Here is a 20,944-nt window from a genome sequence, read left to right on the forward strand (position 1 = left end):
AATGAATTCTGATTTTTTGTTTCTAACTAAAGAAACAAACTGTACATATTACTATGAACACTCATTGTTACATTGATTTAAATTTTTGACTGCCAACCCGAAGGCTAAGCAGTTTCGATTAACTCAACACCTGTGAGTGTCCACACAGATTTCTTGTTTTATCTTGTTAAAGAGCAACTCAATATTCATAAGAGAACTTGAGTACCAGACTGAGCGTCGAACGCTTCCAGTTGGCTAGGGCTGCGTATTTTACGCATTTCCCGTTTCGCGTCAAGGAGTTTTTGCAAACTTTCTTAACACTCATCAATCACTAAACTCATCGATGAACTGTCACACCAGCCTGCTTAACGCTGTCTGCCGTGTCAGTGGATGCGCATTATAGGGAGATTAAGAAAGTCCGCAACCCCTATTTTAAGGAAATTTGCAGTTAATTCTAATTATCTAATCTAGCCACACCATACCCACCACTTACCCCCAAAGTTATCCACAATTCAGTCAAGACTACGCCTTTGTTTCGCATTATGTATAGCCAAAAGCCATCAGATGATTTGTTAGTAGTTATAAAAATAGAAGACTTTCGTCTTTTAAAATGAAGATTAAACGAGGCTAAGCGTGTGATTGACCTACGGATCGGCTTAAATGGATTTGTTTTAATAGCGACAACGCGTGACCATTAGTAAGTAGCGAGTTTGTGATGTAAGAACTAAAGCATGACTATGATAGGGTTCATTGGTGCATATAGATGTAGAAATAAAACAAACCCACAAAAAAGCCAGCTTACGCTGGCTTTTTACATCAAGTTACCTTAACGGCAATCGATTACACAGCTGTCTGGAAGATCACTTCCGATGCTTTTTTTGTGTAAGACTCGATTTGATCAAAGTTCAAGTAACGGTATGTGTCAGCCGCAGTTGCGTCTAACTCTTTAGCGTATTCTTGATATTCTTCAGGTGACGGCAGACGACCTAACAGCGCAGCAACCGCAGCCAGTTCAGCAGAGGCTAAGTAAACGTTAGCACCTGTACCTAAACGGTTAGGGAAGTTACGGGTAGAAGTCGATACCACAGTTGAACCTTCAGCTACACGTGCTTGGTTACCCATACACAGTGAACAACCTGGGATCTCGATGCGCGCGCCTACACGACCAAAAATCGCGTAGTAGCCTTCTTCAGTCAGCTGATCTCTATCCATCTTAGTCGGTGGTGCAATCCACAGACGTGTTGGCAGGGTTTTAGCAAACTTGTCTAGCATCTTACCGGTTGCGCGGAAGTGACCGATGTTGGTCATACAAGAACCTACGAACACTTCATCAATCTTAGTTTGCGCAACAGATGACAGTAAAACGGCATCATCAGGATCGTTTGGCGCACACAGGATTGGCTCTTTGATGTCATTTAAGTCGATTTCGATTACTGCAGCGTACTCAGCATCTTTATCAGCACTCATCAGCTCAGGATTGGCTAACCACTCTTGCATGCCTTTGATGCGACGTTCAATCGTACGACGATCGCCATAACCTTCAGCGATCATCCACTTGAGCATGATGATGTTTGAGTTCAGGTATTCAATGATAGGTTCTTTGTCTAACTTGATGGTACAACCGGCAGCAGAGCGCTCAGCTGAAGCATCAGACAATTCGAAAGCTTGTTCAACTTTCAAGGTTTCAAGACCTTCGATTTCCAGTACGCGACCAGAGAAGATGTTTACTTTACCTTTCTTCTCAACGGTCAGCATGCCCAGTTCAATGGCTTTTAATGGGATAGCATGAACCAGATCACGCAGTGTGATACCCGGTTGCATTTTGCCCTTGAAGCGCACTAATACGGATTCAGGCATATCGAGTGGCATAACGCCAGTCGCAGCAGCAAACGCTACTAAGCCAGAACCCGCTGGGAATGAAATACCTATTGGGAAACGCGTATGTGAGTCACCACCCGTACCAACGGTATCTGGTAGCAGCATACGGTTTAACCACGAGTGGATAACACCGTCACCTGGACGCAGTGATACACCGCCGCGGTTCATGATGAAATCTGGCAGAGTATGATGTGTGTTCACATCCACTGGCTTTGGATAAGCCGCAGTGTGGCAGAATGACTGCATAGTCAAATCAGCACTAAAACCTAAACAAGCTAAATCTTTCAGCTCATCACGGGTCATAGGACCTGTCGTGTCTTGTGAACCGACAGACGTCATCTTAGGTTCGCAGTATTGACCAGGACGCACACCCGCTACGCCACAAGCTTTACCGACCATCTTCTGCGCAAGCGTATAACCTTTACCGGTATCAGCGACATCTTGAGAACGTACAAAGACGTCAGATAACCCTAAGCCTAATACGTCACGGGCTTTGTCAGTTAAACCACGACCGATGATCAATGGAATACGACCACCAGCACGAACTTCGTCTAACAAGACTTCCGTTTTTAAGCTAAATTCTGAAATTACTTCGTCGCTATCGTGACGCTTAACCACACCGGCGTATGGGTAGATGTCAATCACATCGCCCATTTCCATCTTGTTCACATCAAGCTCGATTGGCAGTGCGCCCGCATCTTCCATAGTGTTGAAGAAAATCGGTGCAATTTTACCGCCAAGGCAGAAACCGCCAGCGCGCTTGTTAGGTACGAATGGAATATCATCGCCCATAAACCACAGTACTGAGTTAGTCGCAGATTTACGTGATGAACCCGTACCCACAACGTCACCCACATATACTAATGGATGACCTTGTGCTTTTAATGCTTCAATTTTTTTCACTGGGCCAACGGCACCAGCAACATCAGGCTCGATACCATCACGGGCGTTTTTCAGCATAGCTAACGCGTGCAATGGGATATCAGGACGTGACCATGCATCTGGTGCAGGTGACAAGTCATCGGTGTTGGTTTCACCAGAAACTTTAAATACTGTCAGAGTGACTTTGTCGGCCAGTTTTGGACGGCTTAAATACCAATCTGCATTCGCCCACGCTTCAACCACTTGCTTAGCAAACTCATTGCCCGCTTCCATCTTCTCAACCACATCGTGGAAAGAATCAAACATCAGCAGAGTGTGAGATAAAGCTTTAACGGCTAAAGGTGCTAACGCTGGATTATCCAGCTGCGCGATCAGAGGTTCGATGTTGTAGCCGCCTTGCATTGTGCCTAACAACTCAGTAGCACGCTCAGCAGACAGAATCGGTGATTTTTCAGCGCCTTTGGCAACCGCATCTAAAAAAGCAGCCTTAACGTAAGCGGCTTCATCAACACCTGGGGGAATTCGATTTTCAAGCAGGTCGAGAACGAAAGCCTCTTCACCTGCGGGTGGGTTTTGAACTAACTTAACCAGTTCAGCCACTTGATGTGCATCTAATGGCTTAGGGACTACGCCCTCTGCAGCACGTTCTGCGACGTGTTTACGATATGCTTCTAGCACGGCAACATTCCTCTTTGTTTGGCGCTCTAACAACGAAACTGCACGTCTTCTTAATTGAAGCTGACAGTCCGACATGATCGACCCGTATTTCCGGCCTGCAGTATACTACAGCTTTGCAAAAGTATGAATCTGGTCACACTCGGCAAAAAGCGAAATAAGGACTAAATCCGGCGGCGAATGCCAACTTACGGGAAGATTAAAACAAGTGAAATTAGACAATAGTTTGAAAACAGACAAAAAACCATACACTACAAATAGTTAACAATGTTTCATTAATTTTAAATCGAACAAGCAATTTTCCGCGCCCCAAAGCAAATAGGTATAAATTTTTCTCATCTTGCTGCATTTTGGCTTTTAAGATGCAGTGCGAGAACTTACACTCAGGCTTAATTTACTGCATATCTCAGTTATTTCCTTAGTCCATCGGAGTACCAATGACATCCCTTAGCATTCAAGCCGTTATTTTTGATATGGATGGCGTTTTAATCGATTCAGAACCTCTATGGCAGCGAGTCGAGTATGAAGTGTTATCCGCACTCGGCGTGCCAGTGACGATAGAAACGATTCAACAAACCACGGGCTTACGCATCGATCAATGCGTCGATTATTGGTACCACAAGGCTCCTTGGCCACACTATGATAATGCCAAGGTCAGCCAAACGATTGTTGATAAAGTTGCAAATGAAATTCTGGTTAGCGGCGAAGCTATGCAGGGCGTCCACGAAGCGATTGATCACTGCCAAGCGCTTGGCCTTAAAATCGGCTTAGCGACTTCATCCCCAAATACCATTATCCAAGCAGTATTAACGAAGTTAGATCTCAGTGAAAAGTTTATGGCGATAGAATCGGCTGAACACCTAATCTATGGCAAACCCCACCCAGAAGTTTATTTGAATTGCGCTAAGGCGTTAGATGTTGATCCCCGTTGTTGTCTTGCCATCGAAGATTCCTTTAACGGCTTAATTGCCGCCAGAGCAGCCAACATGCAAACGGTCGCGATCCCTGCGCCAGAACAAAAAGGCGATGCTAAGTGGATTATCGCCCATCATCAGGCCGAGAGTTTGTTGGCATTAACAACAATTTTGGCAAAATAACGTCACAACACACCGAGTTTCTGCAGGGCGGATAAGCTTAGTCTTTGCCCTACGGATAAATAGCACAATGGTGTATGCATCAGAAGGAATTCAATGTGAAATACCTGTCCTTAATACTGCCCATGGGCTTAATACTCATGTCCACCTGTTTACCCGCTAGCGCAGGTGAGACCATGCACTGCAAACAACAAGTGATCAATACGGGCGATACTTTAACGACTGTGCAGGATAAATGCGGCTCGCCCAGTGATATTCGAGAATACAGTCTGCCAGCGACTTATCTCAACGCTAACGGAGACAGGGTGATCGATCCCAGCAAGTTGCCAACTGAGTATCAAGAATGGACCTATGACTTTGGACCAACACGCTTAATGCGTCGCCTGTATGCCACTGATAATAAAGTCACAAAAATTGAATCCTTAGGTTATGGACATTAATCGGCAGCATCATTGATTATTGTCATCAATAAAAAAGCCAGACATTGTCTGGCTTTTCTTATTTCAATCTACTGAATGTATTACCAAATTTTCACACGTTCATCTGGTGTTAAATACATTTTATCGCCTTCTTTCATCTCGAAGGCCTTATAAAAGGCTTCCACGTTACGTGGTGTACCCATGGCACGATAATGGCTCGGTGAATGCGGATCTGTCAGCAAACGACGGCTCAGCTCTTCATCACGATAATTACGGCGCCATACTTGCGACCAACCCACAAAGAAGCGTTGCTCGCCCGTTAAACCATCGAGCACAGGTGCAGGTTTGCCGTTAAGGCTCATCAAATACGAACGTGCCGCTACAGCTAAACCACCTAAGTCGCCGATGTTTTCCCCTAAGGTCAAATCACCATTAACAAACTTGCCGGGCATTGCCTCATAACCTGAGTATTGGGCAGACAACTGCTTACCGCGCTTTTGGAACTCTTCTCTGTCTTTATCTGACCACCAATCACGCAGGTTGCCATCACCATCGTATTTAGCGCCTTGGTCATCAAAACCATGGCTAATTTCATGGCCGATCACGGCACCGATACCACCGTAGTTAACGGCATCATCGGCATCCATATTAAAGAATGGCGGTTGCAGAATCGCAGCAGGGAACACAATTTCGTTTTTAACTGGACTGTAATAAGCATTCACCGTTTGTGGTGTCATGCCCCATTCGGTACGATCAATTGGCTTGCCTAGCTTGTTGATCATGTCTTGATATTCAAACTGAGCGTAACGCATGTAGTTACCGACTAACTCGTCAGCCTTAATATCTAAACCTGAGTAATCTTTCCATTTATCTGGATAGCCAATTTTGTAGGTAAATTTAGCCAGTTTTTCTTGAGCGGCAATTTTGGTTTCTGGCGTCATCCACTCAAGTTCATTAATGCTGACTTCAAAACCTTTGATCAAGTTTTTGATCATGGTTTCCATGCGTGCTTTAGCTTCTGGCTTGAAGTATTGCTTAACGTACTCTTCACCCACTAACTCACCAATCACTTGGTCGGCGCCATCAACTGCTTTTTTCCAGCGTGGCTGCTGCTCTTCGATACCCATTAAGGTTTTGCTCTTAAAGGCAAAGTTCAAATCAACAAAGTTTTTACTCAGTAACTCGGCGTAGCTATCCACTAAGTGGAAAGCAAGATAATCCTGCCAAGCCGATACTGGGAATGTCTCGAAACTGGCGCCGAGTTTTTCAAAATAAGAGGGCTGACGCACGATCACTTCAGTCACTTTATCGCCTAAGCCCGCACTCGCAGCAAAGGCATTAAAATCGAATTGACCGGTTAACTTTTGCAGTTCAGCACGATCTAACTTGTTGTATGCCTTGTTGGCATCACGGGATTCGACTCGGCTCCACTGACTTTTAGCGATCATCATTTCGATATCAGCGACGTTTTTAGCCGCACGTTTAGCGTCCTTGTAACCTGCTTCGGTAAGTATGTCTGTCACATACTTGGCCATGGCTTGACGATTAGCGGCAAACTTAGGGTCATCTTTTAGGTAATAATCTCGATCCGGTAGCGTAAGGCCCGACTGGCTTAAATACACCGCATACTGGGTTGAGTTTTTGGCGTCATTATTGACGTAAAAACCAAAGGGAATACCAGAACCCGTCGTCAGTAATTTGCCCATAACAGCGGGTAAGTCAGCGTGCGTTTTTGCGGCTGCGATATCAGCCAGCAAAGGGTTTAGTGGTGTAACACCTAAGGTTTCAAGTAAATCGGTATTCATGAAGCTGGCATTGAAATCACCGATTTTCTGCTCATTAGAGCCTGCAGCAGGATTCTTTTTAGCGGCCGCTTCGTCGATAATTTTCTTCAATGCATCTTGGCTTTGGTCGTACAACACAGAAAACGCGCCATAGTTAGATTTGTCAGCAGGAATAGGCGTATTTGCCAACCATTTTCCGTTAACGCTGTAATAGAAATCATCTTGATGGCGAACTGAGGCATCAAAGTTTTGCAATTCAATGCCAGACACCGCGACAGCTTCAGTTTTAGGCTCAGTACTACAAGCCGCTAAACCTAAACTCAAGGCGATACTCAGTGCCAGTGTGCTTATCTTCTTCATTGTTTTCCCCAGCTTCCGTTGAGAGTTATTATTTTTCCCGCAAAACCTTAGCATCTTGACACGCCTCACAGTAGTAAGATTTTGTAAAAGGATATGACACTTTAGCGACACTCTTAGCTATTTCGGCAAGCTAACTTCCATAAGGATGACGCTTATAGTTTTTCCATCGACCAAAAAGTAAGGGCACAACCTCAGTCATGCCCTTAAGTTCTATACACCAATCTCAAACTAGAAGTTTTTACCCACAAATAAATAGAAAGACTTATCGCCAAGATCTGTGATCCCAAAACCAAGTGCCGCGGGTCCCATGGAAGTATCTGTACCGATATAAAGACTCGATGCATAAATCAGATCGGTCAGGGTGACATCAGTGCGCTCGTCCCAGACATTTCCCGCCTCTAAGCTCCAACCTAGGTATAGAGGATAATCAGTCATACCTAGCGCATCACGCCCGAGATCATATTGATAAATAAAGGCCCCAAACACTTTATGTGCGCCCATAATTGAATCTTTATGGTAACCAGACAGGTTTAAGAATCCTCCCAGCTCAGATAAATGCAGCGTATTGACCCCATCATTATTGTTAGTAGCAATTGATGCCTTACCAACAAAAGCGTGGTTACCTACACTCAAGGCACCTTTCCAGTCGGCCTCTATTTGCACACTAAATTGGTTTTGATTATCGTCGATACTGTCATTGAAATCTTCATTGCGCACGTAAACGTTTAAAGTTACGCGATTACCTGATGTTGGAAAGCTAATGCTATCTAAGCTATCGTAACCGAACCTAAAGTAAGCACCATAGGAACTAAAATCTAAGTCCTGCGTTAACCAAACATCATTGACTATCGACCCCTTCTCTGCGACTAAGCCTAACTCAATCATCCCTTGTAAGGTGTAGTTATAACCTATGCCTAATTCAATCGTATGGGTTTTCTTGTCGAAGGTTAAGATACGACTGTTATTATCGTATAAGTCCCAATCACGGGTATCGTATTGATAGCGGGCACGGCTAAAGAACTGTTGGTCCCTGTCTAAAGGCTGATAAAACTCAGTTGCAAACAACTTTTCAATGCCGAGTTTGACCTCATTGCGCCACTCTCCACCATTAAAGGTCAAATCGGTCATGGTATAAGCCATGTCAAAACTGATGGCAGATTCTGAATTAAAGTCATCCTCCCAATTAAAGCCCAGTTGGAAATAATTCGGCCCCCAAGACTTAGCCTTAGTGGTGACTGTGAGTATGCGGCCATCCTCACCTTCTACAAATTCAGCATCGACACGCTCAAATTTATTGAGAGAGTAAATACGCTTTAACGCCTCATTAAGCTCGTCTTTAGATACAGCTTGCCCAGGTTTAATATCCAAGGTTTCCGTCAAGAGATTCAAACTCACCTTAGATTGGTTATCAAATACGATTTCATTAATGGGATGACGTACATCCGCCATTAATAATTTACCTTTGGCTTTTTTAGCCTCGACGTAGGCGGCATATTCCTCGGGGCTCACGCTCATACTGCTCAACTTATAAAGCTGACCATTAGCGGCTTCTTTTCCAAGGGTTAATGCCAGCGGCATAATAGTGAAATCAGTGGTGCTGAGGGCGTCAATCGCGGGTCGGATCAATACATCTTTATCTGTCAGTAATTGTTTTTGTTTTTCAGTGCTGGCATTGGTCAAAAAATTAGAGAGCTGATCAAGCACTGCGATAGTACTGTCTAATTTATCTTTTTTAACCAGAGGCGAGCCAATATCGACGGCGATAATAATATCGGCTCCCATGGCCTTAACCACATCGACGGGCATGTTATTAGCAATACCACCATCTACCAATAACTTGCCTTCAATTTGTGCGGGCTGAAGTGCACCAGGTACAGTTGCAGACGCTTGCATAGCTTTAACCATACTGCCGTGACTAATCACCACAGGTAAGCTAGTTTCTAAGTCGGTTGCAACCGCTCGGTAGGGAATGGCTAAATCATCAAAATGACCAAATTGCTGTACCAGATCTGTCGACTGACGTAAAAGTTGCGACATAGTCTGTCCACGTAGCAGACCACTTGGCGCCCTCACTTGGCCTTCGTTATAGCCAATGTTTAACGGAATATTGTAACGGTCGCGTAACTGTTTATCCCTGTAACTCAAAATATTGCGCGGTATGGTGTCCGAGTAGCCACTGTCCCAGTTGACCCCCATCATGATAGCTTCCACTTCACTCGCACTGTAACCCAGTGAATACATGCCAGCGACATAGGCACCTATGCTGGTGCCCGCGATATAATCGACTGGGATGTTATGTTCTTCTAATATTTTGAGCACGCCCACGTGAGCAGCGCCTTTAGCACCACCACCACTGAGTACGACACCAATTTTAAGGCGCTCTGCAGCCAAAGACGGGGTAACACATAAACACAAAATAATAGAAGCGAGTAGTTGACGCATCATGTGAGGCTACTTTTTATGGGATAAAAATCCGAGTTATATTAACAAACTTATCGATTTAACCGTCAGTCATATTTTATCTGGACCGACTAGTGATAAGTTTGTGTACTCTTTATACAAACAGATGAAGTTTAATTGAATAAACCGCTAAACAAAATATCCATCATCACTGAAGACGATAACGTTTACATCTCAAGCTCACTGGCTTATATCGTGCAGACGATTGCCCATCAGCGGTACAAATATTAAGTATTCGCGAGCCAATAATAGACTATGTTTCTAGCTTAATGATCAATAGAGACGATTTTGTTATCTGTCTCTAAATAGCGCTCAAAATCATCAACGCACATAGGTTTAGCAAAATAATACCCTTGAATAATATAACAGCCACGGCTAAATACTTGCTCTAACTGCTCAACCGTCTCAATCCCTTCAGCAACCACATTTAATTTAAGGTTACGGGCTAATTCAATAATACTGCTCACAATCGCCTGATCTGCGGTATTAGTGGCGATATCAATCAAAAATGAGCGATCAATTTTTAGAGTATTGACCTCAAAATTACGCAAATAAGCCAGTGAAGAATACCCAGTACCAAAGTCATCGATGGCAACCTCGATCCCCAAAGATTTCAATCGAGTCAGATGGTCTTTAGCGACATGCAACTCCTTCATCAATACGCCTTCGGTGATTTCTAATCCTAAAGATGCTGTTGGCATTTGGGTTTCTTGTAAAATTCTTTGGATATCTTCAATAAAATCTGGCTGCCTAAAATGCACCGCCGAAATATTAACCGACAACTTAAAGCCCGAGCCATAGCGCTTAGTCCAATTGGCCCCCTGCACACAGGCTTGTCTTAATACCCAGCGGTCAATATCAACAATTAAACCGCAAGCCTCAGCAACTTTAATGAAAATATCGGGGCGAATAAAGCCGTCTTGCGGATGTTTCCAGCGAATTAATGCCTCCATTCCTATGAGCTTATCATTACGCAAAATATCAATTTGCGGCTGGTAATAAAGCTCGAACTCTTGCCGCTCTATAGCTTTGCGTAAATCGGCTTCAAGCCGTAAATGATAGAGGGCTTGAGCATTACGCTCCGAGGAATAATATTGAAAATTGCCTCGCCCTTCTTCTTTGGCATGGTACATAGCAAGATCGGCATTCTTGATAAAAGCCTCAGGCTGCACCGCATCGTCGGGCCAAATACTGATGCCTATACTGGTAGAAATATAAAATTCCCGACCATACAACTTAAAAGGCGCGACAATTTGCTCCAACAGGCGCTCGGCGACATGGTTAATATCGTCAATGCTGTTTGCATTGCGGAGTAAAATCACAAATTCATCGCCACCAAAACGACAGAGTAAATGCTCGCTGGAAATACAAGATTGCAGTCGACTTGATGCTTCGACCAGCAGTGCATCGCCCATGCTATGACCATAGGAATCATTAACATGCTTAAATCTATCGAGATCTAAAAACAGTAACGCCAGTTTCTCACCTGTTTGCTGCGCAGCTTGAATCGACTGTAATAGACGGCTAGAAAATAAGGAGCGATTTGGCAAACCAGTAAGCACATCGTAATTAGCCAAACGGCGTAAATCGGCTTCAGTACGTTTACGCTCCGTGATATCAGAAAATACCACCACATAGTGGGTTACTTTCCCGTTAATGCTTTGCATCACCGACACGTTTAGCCATACAGGACAGAGTTGCTGATTGGAACGGATTAACTCCCGCTCTCCGGTCCAAGACTGACTATCACGGAGAAGTTGCTTAATCTCCGATGCTAACCCGTCATTCATCTGTACGAATTGTGCAAATGGTTGCCCAACTAAGTCGTCAGAATCTATACCAATAATTTGTTGCGCAGCGTAATTCGCAACGCGAATACCGCCTTCGACATCTAAAATCAACACACCTTCAGAGGTATTGCCAAACGCTTTCGCCAATAAATTAATTTCATCCTCTAGCTGGCGTTGCACAGTAATATCGCTATAAATACCCGCGACCCGTTCAATTTCATTTGAGTGCTTATTGCGAGCAACTGGCCGCCCTCTAACCCTCAGCCATCCCCAATTACCGTCCTTACGCTGATAGCGATATTCGGCCTCGAATCGGTCAATCTCACCCGCCATCATGTTGTCCCACTGAGCGAGAGCTTTCTCCCTATCCTGCGGATGCACAGGCAAATCCTCTAAGCTCACCACAATCTCATTGGCATGCGTACCAAGCACCGAACCGCGATTATCAAGGTGAAATGCCTGAGTATTTTTATGCCACTCCCAGAGATCTGAGTCACTGCCACGCAAAGACTGCCTTAACCTGTCTTCACTCTCCGTTAATGCCAAATTCATCTGCTTAAATGTATTGATCTGTCGTTGCCGATACCAAGCAAGACTTAAAGCAATAATAGAAAATAACAGCAGCAAAATACCTTTAAAACCTTGGGATAACCACCAATGTTGCTCAACATGAAAAGGATAAGAGAACGGCTTATCTGACCATATCCCGTTAACTTGACTCAAAATATCTAGCACATAGCCACCCGCAGCTAATCCTGCGAGGTTGATCTGAGATTCCCCCTGCAACAAGACGTAATGGCTATCTTCATCCTGATAACGTAATCGGTATTTAAATTGAATTGGCGAATCATCGAGATAATCTAAGTTAGTGATTTGAAAACTCACCATATTCGCATCGGGTTTGATGGTCATCAGGTTACGCGGCAACAAGGATACTTCTGTCGTGTTGTTATAGTACACAGAGACAGATTCAAGCATCACATGGTCATCGGTTATACGATTGACCAGCCTATTGACATCGAGTCGCATCACACCTTCAGGTGTTCCTAAGTAAAAGCCTGTTTTTGGCGAATAAAAATAAGCGCCCTCGTTCATTTCATCGGAAATCAAACCATCGAGTTGATTAAACATGGCGATATTGCCCGTTTGAATATCCTGACGAATCAAAGAATCAGCACAACCCACAAGATTTGACTTCGGGGTCTTTTGAATAAAAAACACTGAACTACAATTTAATTGCCATTCGGAAGTCAGTGAAACTAACGATTCCGTCTGCTGCTGATATTCAAACAAACCTTTTTCATAGGAACCAAACCAGATAATTCCCGGGGACATTTCTTCAATATGGCTAATCGTTGGTTGTGCCGCAAAAGCATTAAATAAGTGCCGTTGATCATGAAACTCGTTTTGACTGTCTATGTAACCAAAGACTTTTTTACCGCCAACCCAAAGACGACCGTCAGAGGTACGATAAATTGTGCGGATCACTGGCCGCTTGGGGCCATCAAATTCGTTCGATGACTTATCAATATCAAATGGCTGGGGCTCATAGAGTCCCATTTCCCAAAAATAGAGTCCCGTGGTAGTCGCAATCCAGACACGTCCTTTCAGTTTGGGATCCCGATAAGTTTTATATATGAGCTTATTTTTAAAGTCATCCTGACCGTGAGTCCATTTAGAAAAACTGCTGCCTTGCAAGGTCTCTTTATCAATAACAAAAAGACCACTGGTTGTTGAGATCAGTAAATAATGGTCCTCAAACTCACTAATATCATAAATACTTTCGTGGGGATTAAACCCCTCAATCGGAATGTTAACCGCTTTTTTACTGCCCTTAGCAACAAAATCTAAACTAGAAGAACCGAGCCAAACCCCTTCATCACTGGCATGTACAGACCAAGTCATGGCATCGCTCAGCTGATAGGGTTTATCTGCCGCATAAGTATCAAGAATGAAATCAGGCGGTGACGCTAACAATGCCAATCCATCACCAGAGCCTCCAACCCACATCAAACCTGCATCATCAAACAACATGGCTTTCAGTGTTTCCATGTTGGCCTCAGCCTTCAACTCTTGCTGATAATTCTCAATCAACCGCGTCTGAGGCGACCATTTTAACAAGCCAATACGACTGGCAAACCACAAATCCCCTTTAGCATCTTCAATGATCGCTGTGCTCCAATCGGGTAATTCTGGCACAGGTGTAATTTGATGAGCGATTTGATCTAATTGATAAACGCCACGCCCTGTCGCAATCCAGATCCTATGTTGAGTATCCTCCAACATATCGAGAATACTGCCCATAGATTCGGTCCAAGGGTATTGGAACAGCCGTTCGCCCTTGTTATCGAGGAGCTCTAGTTGCAACTGCCCCGCAACCAACATGTGTCCATTGGGCATAAGCAATAACTTGCGCCAAGGAAGGTCGCGATTAACAGCTAATTGAGTGATAAGGCGAAGTTCTGACTTTGAAGGGGAAAACTCATAGATCTGACCATTATCAATTAATAATCGCCATGTTTTGCTATTCTTGCGGGCTGCCGATATCAGCGCACCACCTGGAAACTGCGGGAATAGATAGGGAGAACCAAATGCGGTAAATTGATTTTGCACTATATCGTAAAGGTAAATCGCGGCATTGGTGCTGACCAATAACTTGTCTCGGTCGATGTTCACCACTGTCGTTAAAAAGTCATCCGCAAGCCGTGATTCCGTGCCAATTTTATCAATACGCCGCACCTTAGAATTACTGACCCGATACAAGCCCTGCTCAGTCGCGGCCCATACAAAACCGTAGTCATCTAAGGCTAAACCTCGGATGCTGGTGACAGCTAAACCGTCTCTATCGGTAAAAACACGCTGCACAAAGCCGCCCGCCCAAGCCGAATGGACGCTAATCAGTGAAAGGATGAAACATGTCAGAATTGTTCTAATTATTTTTGTTTGCATGTGACAACTTACTTCATACATATACCCAAACCACCTCAAAATGCAGAATTCAGCGGGAATTTAACGCACTTTAGGCAAGACGGCTATTTGCAGGCCTAGTGGGCTAAGTCAAAAATAGCCAACACCGCATAAAGTGCGTTACCCCGTGGTTAACATCAGCCACCGGGACGGAGCACCCAGGGCACTCCACTTCCGTGTTGCATCAATTCAAAAGGTGGCCACATTTTTTCACTGATGCGCCTTGAATTGAAGCACCCTGGGCGCTCTGAAACTCGTATTTTGAGGTCGCTTGGGTATAACTGTACTGTAACAGCTCAATCCCTTCAATTCATCCGCTTGTTTACATAAAAGTTACAAAAAAAATACAGGCAATAAAAAAGCGCTCAAGTGAGCGCTTTTTTAATCGACAGCTAAATTACTTTTTCTTTGCCTTTGGGTTTGGCAAATCAGTAATAGAACCTTCGTACATTTCAGCCGCTAAGCCTACTGATTCGTGCAGTGTTGGGTGAGCGTGAATGGTTAATGCTAAATCTTCAGCATCACAACCCATTTCAATCGCTAGACCGATTTCGCCTAACAGCTCGCCGCCGTTAACACCCACAATAGCACCACCGATCACGCGGTGAGTGTCTTTGTCGAAAATCAGCTTAGTCATACCTTCAGAACAATCTGACGCAATCGCACGACCACTTGCAGCCCATGGGAAAGTTGCGGTTTCGTAAGCAATACCTTGCTCTTTCGCTTCTTTCTCAGTCAAACCAACCCAAGCGACTTCAGGGTCAGTGTAAGCAATTGATGGGATGACTTTTGGATCGAAGTAGTGCTTCATGCCAGCGATAACTTCAGCCGCTACATGGCCTTCGTGCACGCCTTTGTGAGCCAACATTGGTTGACCAACGATGTCGCCGATAGCATAAATGTGCGGTACGTTAGTACGCAGTTGCTTATCAACCTTGATAAAGCCACGCTCATCAACGTTAACACCTGCTTTTTCAGCATCTAACGACTTGCCATTAGGTGCACGGCCAATAGCCACTAATACGGCATCGTAACGAACAGCTTCAGTTGGCGCGCTCTTACCTTCCATAGAAACATAAATACCGTCTTCACGGGCTTCGACCGCTGTGACTTTAGTTTCAAGGATCAGGTTGAACTTCTTCTTGATTTGCTTAGTAAATACGCGAACCACATCTTTATCAGCCGCAGGGATCACTTGGTCGAACATCTCAACCACGTCGATTTGGCTACCTAAAGAAGCGTACACAGTACCCATTTCTAGACCGATAATACCGCCACCCATCACTAACAACTTGCCTGGAACTTCTTTCAGTTCTAATGCGTCAGTCGAATCCCAAATACGTGGATCTTCATGCGGAATAAATGGCAGTTTGATTGGACGAGAACCCGCAGCAATGATCGCTTGCTCGAAAGTCACTTTAGTCACAGTGCCATCTTCAGCAGTCACTTCTAGCGTGTTAGGGCCAGTGAATTTACCAAAACCGTTAACCACGTTAACTTTACGCATTTTGGACATGCCGCCCAATCCGCCAGTTAATTGGCCAATGACTTTTTCTTTAAAGCCACGTAACTTATCTAAATCGATAGTTGGCTCGCCGAAGACCACACCGTGAGCGGCAACCGCTTTGGCTTCTTCGATAACTTTAGCAACGTGCAGTAAGGCTTTAGATGGGATACAACCCACGTTAAGACACACGCCACCTAAAGTGCTAAAACGTTCAACTATGATGGTTTCCAGACCTAAGTCAGCAGCACGGAAAGCCGCAGAATAACCTGCAGGACCTGCACCTAATACCACTACCTGAGTTTTGATTTCGTTACTCATGTTTTCCTCTAATTCTCATTCAATCCGTTGGAGGAGCTATCCTGCCAACCGAAAATGCGCCAGCGCGTAAGGTGGGCGCATTTTAACCTGTGTTTGATACTGATCACAATAAACAAAAGGCTGCTCAAGATGAGCAGCCTTATATGCTTACAGAACCAAAGTACGAATATCGGACAGAATTCCTGACAGCGTCACACTAAAACGTGCAGCCATGGCACCATCGATCACGCGGTGATCGTATGACAGTGACAGCGGCAACATCAATTTAGGCTCGAACTCTTTACCATTCCACTTAGGCTTAATTTCAGATTTAGACACACCTAAAATCGCCACGTCAGGGTAGTTCACGATAGGCGTAAACGCCGTACCGCCAATACCACCTAAACTTGAAATGGTGAAACAGCTACCTTGCATATCAGCAGATTTCAGCTTGCCATCACGGGCACGGATAGAGATATCAGCCAGTTCACGAGATAACTCGATAATGCCTTTCTTATCCACGTCACGCACGACTGGCACAACCAAACCGTTTGGCGTATCAACCGCCACACCGATGTGGAAATACTTCTTCTGGATCAGTGATTCGCCATCAGAGCTTAAGCTCGAGTTGAACACAGGGAACTGTTGCAACGTTTTAGCCACAGCTTTCAGCATAAACACTAAAGGCGTGATCTTGTAATCGGCTTTTTTCTTCGCCGCTACATCGTTTTGCTGCTTGCGGAACTCTTCCATTTCAGTGATATCAGCTTCATCGAACTGAGTCACGTGAGGGATAGTCACCCAGTTGCGGTGTAAGTTAGGGCCAGAAATCTTCTGGATACGGCTTAATGGAATCTCTTCCACTTCACCAAACTTACTGAAATCAACTTTAGGTGCTGCAATCACTTGCAGACCGCCGCCATTACCTGAACCAACAGAAGTTGCCGCAGTCGCTTTCGGACGCGACAGTTCGTATTTAACATACGCCTGTACGTCTTCTTTCATAATGCGACCTTTACGGCCAGAACCTGTCACTTGGGTCAAGTCGACACCAAACTCACGGGCTAAACGACGTACAGCAGGAGACGCATGTACCGCACCAGTAGACACAGGTGTACCTGCGCTTGGGTGATGGGGTACTGGTGGACGGCTTGCAGGTGCAGCAACGGGCGCCGCGCTCACTGGAGCAGGAGCCGCCGCTTGTGCAGCAGGTGCTGGAGCACTTGCTGTTGCAACAGAAGTCGTCTCAATCGTCGCAATGACGCTACCTTGAGAAACCTTGTCACCCACTTTAACCGTCAAAGACAGCAGTTTACCGGCGAATGGCGCAGGCACTTCCATGGTGGCTTTGTCAGTTTCAAGCGTAATCAAACCTTGGTCGGCAGTGATTTCATCACCGACAGACACGAGCACTTCGATCACATCGACATTGCTGGCATCGCCAATATCCGGCACTTGAATTTCTTTTACCGCAACCACACTTGCCGCTGGTGCAGTAGCCACTGGCGCTACCGTAGCGGCAGGAGCAGCTTGGGCAGCAACAGTTGGCGCGGCTGCAGGTGCAGCGCCGCCCACTTCAAGCATGATGACTAAAGAGCCTTGCGACACTTTATCGCCAACCGCAACTTTAACGTCTTTAACCACACCCGCGAAAGGTGATGGCACGTCCATCGTCGCTTTGTCTGTTTCTAGGGTAATTAAACCGCTATCAACTTCAATCTTGTCACCGACAGCAACCAGGACTTCGATAACCGATACATCAGTGTCGCCACCGATATCAGGAACAGTCACTTCAACCACTTTGGTTGCGCCCGTCGCAGGAGCAGCAGCCACAGGGGCAGGAGCCGCTTGAACTGGTGCAGATGCTGGTGCCGCCTGAGCGGGTGCAGCAACTGGAGCCGGAGCAGCAGCTGCCGCGCCCGCCGCTTGCATCATAGCAATCAAAGTACCTTCAGATACTTTATCGCCCACAGCCACTTTCAATTCGGCTAAAACACCGGCGAAAGGCGCTGGAATATCCATAGTCGCCTTGTCGCTTTCGACGGTAAGAATCGATTCTTCTGCCGCTAGGGTATCACCCACAGCCACACAAATTTCGATCACTTGCACTTCATCGCCGCCGATATCAGGAACAAAAACTTCTTTTAATTCAGCCATTTTTATTGCCTCTTACGCGTACTGTGGATTGATCTTGTCAGCGTCGATACCATATTCTTTAATGGCTTTTGCTAACACATCGACAGGCAGCTCTTTGCGATCAACCAGTGATTTCAGTGCCGCAATAACGATGAACTTAGCGTCCACTTCAAAGTGGTGACGCAGATTCTCGCGACTGTCTGAACGACCGAAACCGTCAGTACCTAACACTTTGTAATCGGTAGGAATATAAGCACGTAACTGTTCGCCGTAAATCTTCATATAGTCAGTCGCGACGATTGCAGGTGCATCACTTGAAATCACTTGGCTGATATAGGCTTGTTTTGGCGTTTCGGTTGGGTGCAGCATGTTCCAACGTTCAGCGGCTTGACCATCGCGAGTCAATTCGTTGAAGCTAGTGACGCTAAATACGTCGGCAGTAATACCGAAGTCTTTCGCCAGTGCTTGCGCCGCTTTACGGGTTTGTTCAAGGATAGTGCCACAGCTCATTAACTGAACTTTGCCTTTACCTGAGCCCGCAACCGTTTCTAACTTATAGATACCTTTGACTATGCCCACTTCCGCGCCTTCTGGCATGGCTGGTTGCTCATAGTTTTCGTTCATTGTGGTCAAGTAGTAGAAGATATCTTCTTGATTTTCGCCGTACATACGACGGATACCATCTTGTACCACAACGGCGATTTCGTAGCCGTATGTTGGATCGTAAGTAATACAGTTAGGGATAGTGTTCGCCAATACGTGGCTGTGACCGTCTTGATGCTGTAAACCTTCGCCGTTAAGCGTTGTACGACCTGAAGTGCCACCGACTAAGAAACCACGAGCACGCATATCACCCGCAGCCCAAGCCATGTCACCAATACGTTGGAAACCGAACATTGAGTAGTAGATGTAGAACGGGATCATAGGTGTATCATTGACTGAGTAGCTCGTCGCTGCTGATACCCATGAAGACATAGCGCCGAGTTCGTTAATCCCTTCTTGCAATACTTGGCCGGTTTTATCTTCACGGTAGTAAGCAACTTGGTCAGAATCCTGCGGAATATATTTTTGACCTTCGTGAGCATAAATACCCACTTGACGGAACAAACCTTCCATACCGAAAGTACGAGCTTCGTCAGGAATAATTGGCACAATATTTTTGCCAATTTTCTTGTCTTTCAGCAGAGCTGTCAGAACACGAACGAATGCCATAGTCGATGAAATTTCACGGCCGTTAGAGCCCTGTAAAATCGAATCGAAAATCTTCAGTGACGGCACTTCCATCTCTTCGGTGAACTTTTGACGACGTTGTGGCACGCTGCCATGCAGCGCTTCACGACGGCTCATCATGTACTTCACTTCTTCAGAATCTGGACCTGGGTGATAGAAAGGCAGATCTTCTAACTGGTCATCTGGGATCGGAATATTGAAACGATCGCGGAAGTAACGGATAGACTCGATACCCATTTTCTTCACGTTGTGAGCGATGTTTTTACCTTCACCCGCATCACCTAAGCCGTAACCTTTTACAGTCTTAGCTAAAATCACCGTTGGGCGACCTTTGGTTTTTTGCGCGTGATCTAAGGCTGCGTATACTTTCACCGGATCATGACCGCCACGGTTTAAGCGCCAAATGTCATCATCTGACATGTTAGCCACCATTTCGGCCGTTTCAGGATACTTACCAAAGAAGTGTTCGCGAGTATAAGCGCCACCTTTGGCTTTACAGTTTTGGTATTCACCGTCAACGGTTTCTTCCATTAACTGCAGTAACTTACCGCTCGTATCACGGGCTAATAATGGATCCCAGTAACGACCCCAAATCACTTTAACGACTTCCCAGCCTGCGCCGCGGAATTCGCCTTCAAGTTCTTGGATGATCTTACCGTTACCACGTACAGGGCCATCAAGACGCTGTAAGTTACAGTTAACGATGAAGACTAAGTTATCTAATTCTTCACGGGCCGCTAAACCAATCGCACCTAAAGCTTCTGGCTCATCACACTCACCATCACCTAAGAAACAGTAAACGGTTTGTGCTGAACAATCTTTCAGACCACGGTCAGTCAGATATTTCAGGAAACGCGCCTGATAAATCGCTTGGATAGGACCTAAGCCCATAGAAACCGTTGGAAATTGCCAGTAATCCGGCATCAGTTTTGGATGTGGGTATGAAGACAGACCCTTGCCATCCACTTCTTGACGGAAGTTAGCCAGTTGGTCTTCGCTTAAGCGACCTTCTAAGAATGAACGCGCATAAATGCCAGGGGCGATATGGCCTTGGAAATACACTAAATCGCCACCGTCTTTTTCATTTGGTGCGCGGAAGAAGTGGTTAAAACATACGTCATAAATAGTCGCGCTTGAGGCGAAGCTTGAAATATGGCCGCCTAATTCTAAATCTTTCTTAGAACCACGAAGCACCATAGCTAAAGCGTTCCAACGGATGATGGCGCGAATGCGACGTTCCATCTCTTGGTTGCCAGGCATGTGCGGCTCTTGACCCGCAGGGATAGTGTTCAGGTAAGCCGTTGTGGCGTTATAAGGCAAGTGAGTGCCATTACGACGCGCTTTATCGATCAGCTTTTCTAGTAAAAAATGCGCGCGCTCTGGGCCTTCCTGTTCCAACACGGCTTGCAGGGCATCAACCCATTCCTGAGTCTCTAACGGATCTACGTCTTGTAGCATATCTTCAGACATGACACTGTCCTTCTCT

At 45.4% G+C, this 20,944-nt stretch carries 9 protein-coding genes; 2 read left to right on the forward strand and 7 right to left on the reverse strand.

The annotated features are described in order from the left end of the window. Nucleotides 1-819 precede the first annotated feature (819 nt). Nucleotides 820-3,417, reverse strand: coding sequence for a bifunctional aconitate hydratase 2/2-methylisocitrate dehydratase (gene acnB / locus L5M38_RS12455; RefSeq protein ID WP_263169648.1), 2,598 nt, complete (start codon nucleotides 3,415-3,417; stop codon nucleotides 820-822). Nucleotides 3,418-3,851: 434 nt separating this feature from the next. On the opposite strand from acnB, the gene hxpB reads away from it, so the two are divergent. Together hxpB and L5M38_RS12465 are read left to right on the forward strand one after the other, a co-directional pair. Beyond that, nucleotides 3,852-4,511: a hexitol phosphatase HxpB gene (hxpB, locus tag L5M38_RS12460; RefSeq protein WP_263169644.1), complete on the forward strand. Its 660-nt coding sequence runs from the start codon at nucleotides 3,852-3,854 to the stop codon at nucleotides 4,509-4,511. Nucleotides 4,512-4,606: 95 nt separating this feature from the next. Further along, a complete protein-coding gene (locus tag L5M38_RS12465; RefSeq protein ID WP_028759308.1) occupies nucleotides 4,607-4,948 on the forward strand; it encodes a DUF2845 domain-containing protein in 342 nt (113 codons plus the stop codon). A gap of 80 nt (nucleotides 4,949-5,028) precedes the next feature. Here L5M38_RS12465 and L5M38_RS12470 read toward each other — a convergent pair whose 3' ends face one another. The 6 genes from L5M38_RS12470 to aceE form a co-directional block, all read right to left on the reverse strand. Continuing rightward, a complete protein-coding gene (locus L5M38_RS12470; RefSeq protein WP_263179298.1) occupies nucleotides 5,029-7,071 on the reverse strand; it encodes a M13 family metallopeptidase in 2,043 nt (680 codons plus the stop codon). 228 nt (nucleotides 7,072-7,299) lie between these two features. Then, a complete protein-coding gene (locus L5M38_RS12475; protein WP_263179299.1) occupies nucleotides 7,300-9,516 on the reverse strand; it encodes a patatin-like phospholipase family protein in 2,217 nt (738 codons plus the stop codon). Nucleotides 9,517-9,797: 281 nt separating this feature from the next. Continuing rightward, the gene (locus tag L5M38_RS12480) at nucleotides 9,798-14,291 is read right to left on the reverse strand and encodes an EAL domain-containing protein (RefSeq protein WP_263179300.1); all 4,494 of its coding nucleotides are present in this window, start codon (nucleotides 14,289-14,291) and stop codon (nucleotides 9,798-9,800) included. A 394-nt stretch (nucleotides 14,292-14,685) separates the two neighbouring features. Next, nucleotides 14,686-16,113 carry a dihydrolipoyl dehydrogenase gene (gene lpdA, locus L5M38_RS12485; RefSeq protein ID WP_105250398.1) on the reverse strand — a complete coding sequence of 476 codons (1,428 nt, stop codon included), beginning with the start codon at nucleotides 16,111-16,113 and terminating at the stop codon, nucleotides 14,686-14,688. 147 nt (nucleotides 16,114-16,260) lie between these two features. Next, nucleotides 16,261-18,249, reverse strand: coding sequence for a dihydrolipoyllysine-residue acetyltransferase (aceF, locus tag L5M38_RS12490; protein ID WP_263179302.1), 1,989 nt, complete (start codon nucleotides 18,247-18,249; stop codon nucleotides 16,261-16,263). 12 nt (nucleotides 18,250-18,261) lie between these two features. After that, on the reverse strand, nucleotides 18,262-20,928 hold the full coding sequence (gene aceE / locus L5M38_RS12495; protein WP_105250400.1) for a pyruvate dehydrogenase (acetyl-transferring), homodimeric type: 2,667 nt from the start codon (nucleotides 20,926-20,928) through the stop codon (nucleotides 18,262-18,264). Between the last annotated feature and the right edge of the window lie 16 nt (nucleotides 20,929-20,944).

Origin of the sequence: Shewanella sp. SM101, assembly GCF_025654465.1 — a bacterium.
In the GTDB taxonomy this organism is placed as follows: Bacteria; Pseudomonadota; Gammaproteobacteria; order Enterobacterales; family Shewanellaceae; genus Shewanella; species Shewanella oncorhynchi.

Excerpts from the sequence above, each read along its gene's own strand:
- hxpB (WP_263169644.1), top strand. The coding sequence starts at position 3,852 with ATGACATCCCTTAGCATTCAAGCCGTTATTTTTGATATGGATGGCGTT.
- L5M38_RS12470 (WP_263179298.1), bottom strand. The coding sequence starts at position 7,071 with ATGAAGAAGATAAGCACACTGGCACTGAGTATCGCCTTGAGTTTAGGT.
- L5M38_RS12475 (WP_263179299.1), bottom strand. The coding sequence starts at position 9,516 with ATGATGCGTCAACTACTCGCTTCTATTATTTTGTGTTTATGTGTTACC.
- L5M38_RS12480 (WP_263179300.1), bottom strand. The coding sequence starts at position 14,291 with ATGTATGAAGTAAGTTGTCACATGCAAACAAAAATAATTAGAACAATT.
- lpdA (WP_105250398.1), bottom strand. The coding sequence starts at position 16,113 with ATGAGTAACGAAATCAAAACTCAGGTAGTGGTATTAGGTGCAGGTCCT.
- aceF (WP_263179302.1), bottom strand. The coding sequence starts at position 18,249 with ATGGCTGAATTAAAAGAAGTTTTTGTTCCTGATATCGGCGGCGATGAA.
- aceE (WP_105250400.1), bottom strand. The coding sequence starts at position 20,928 with ATGTCTGAAGATATGCTACAAGACGTAGATCCGTTAGAGACTCAGGAA.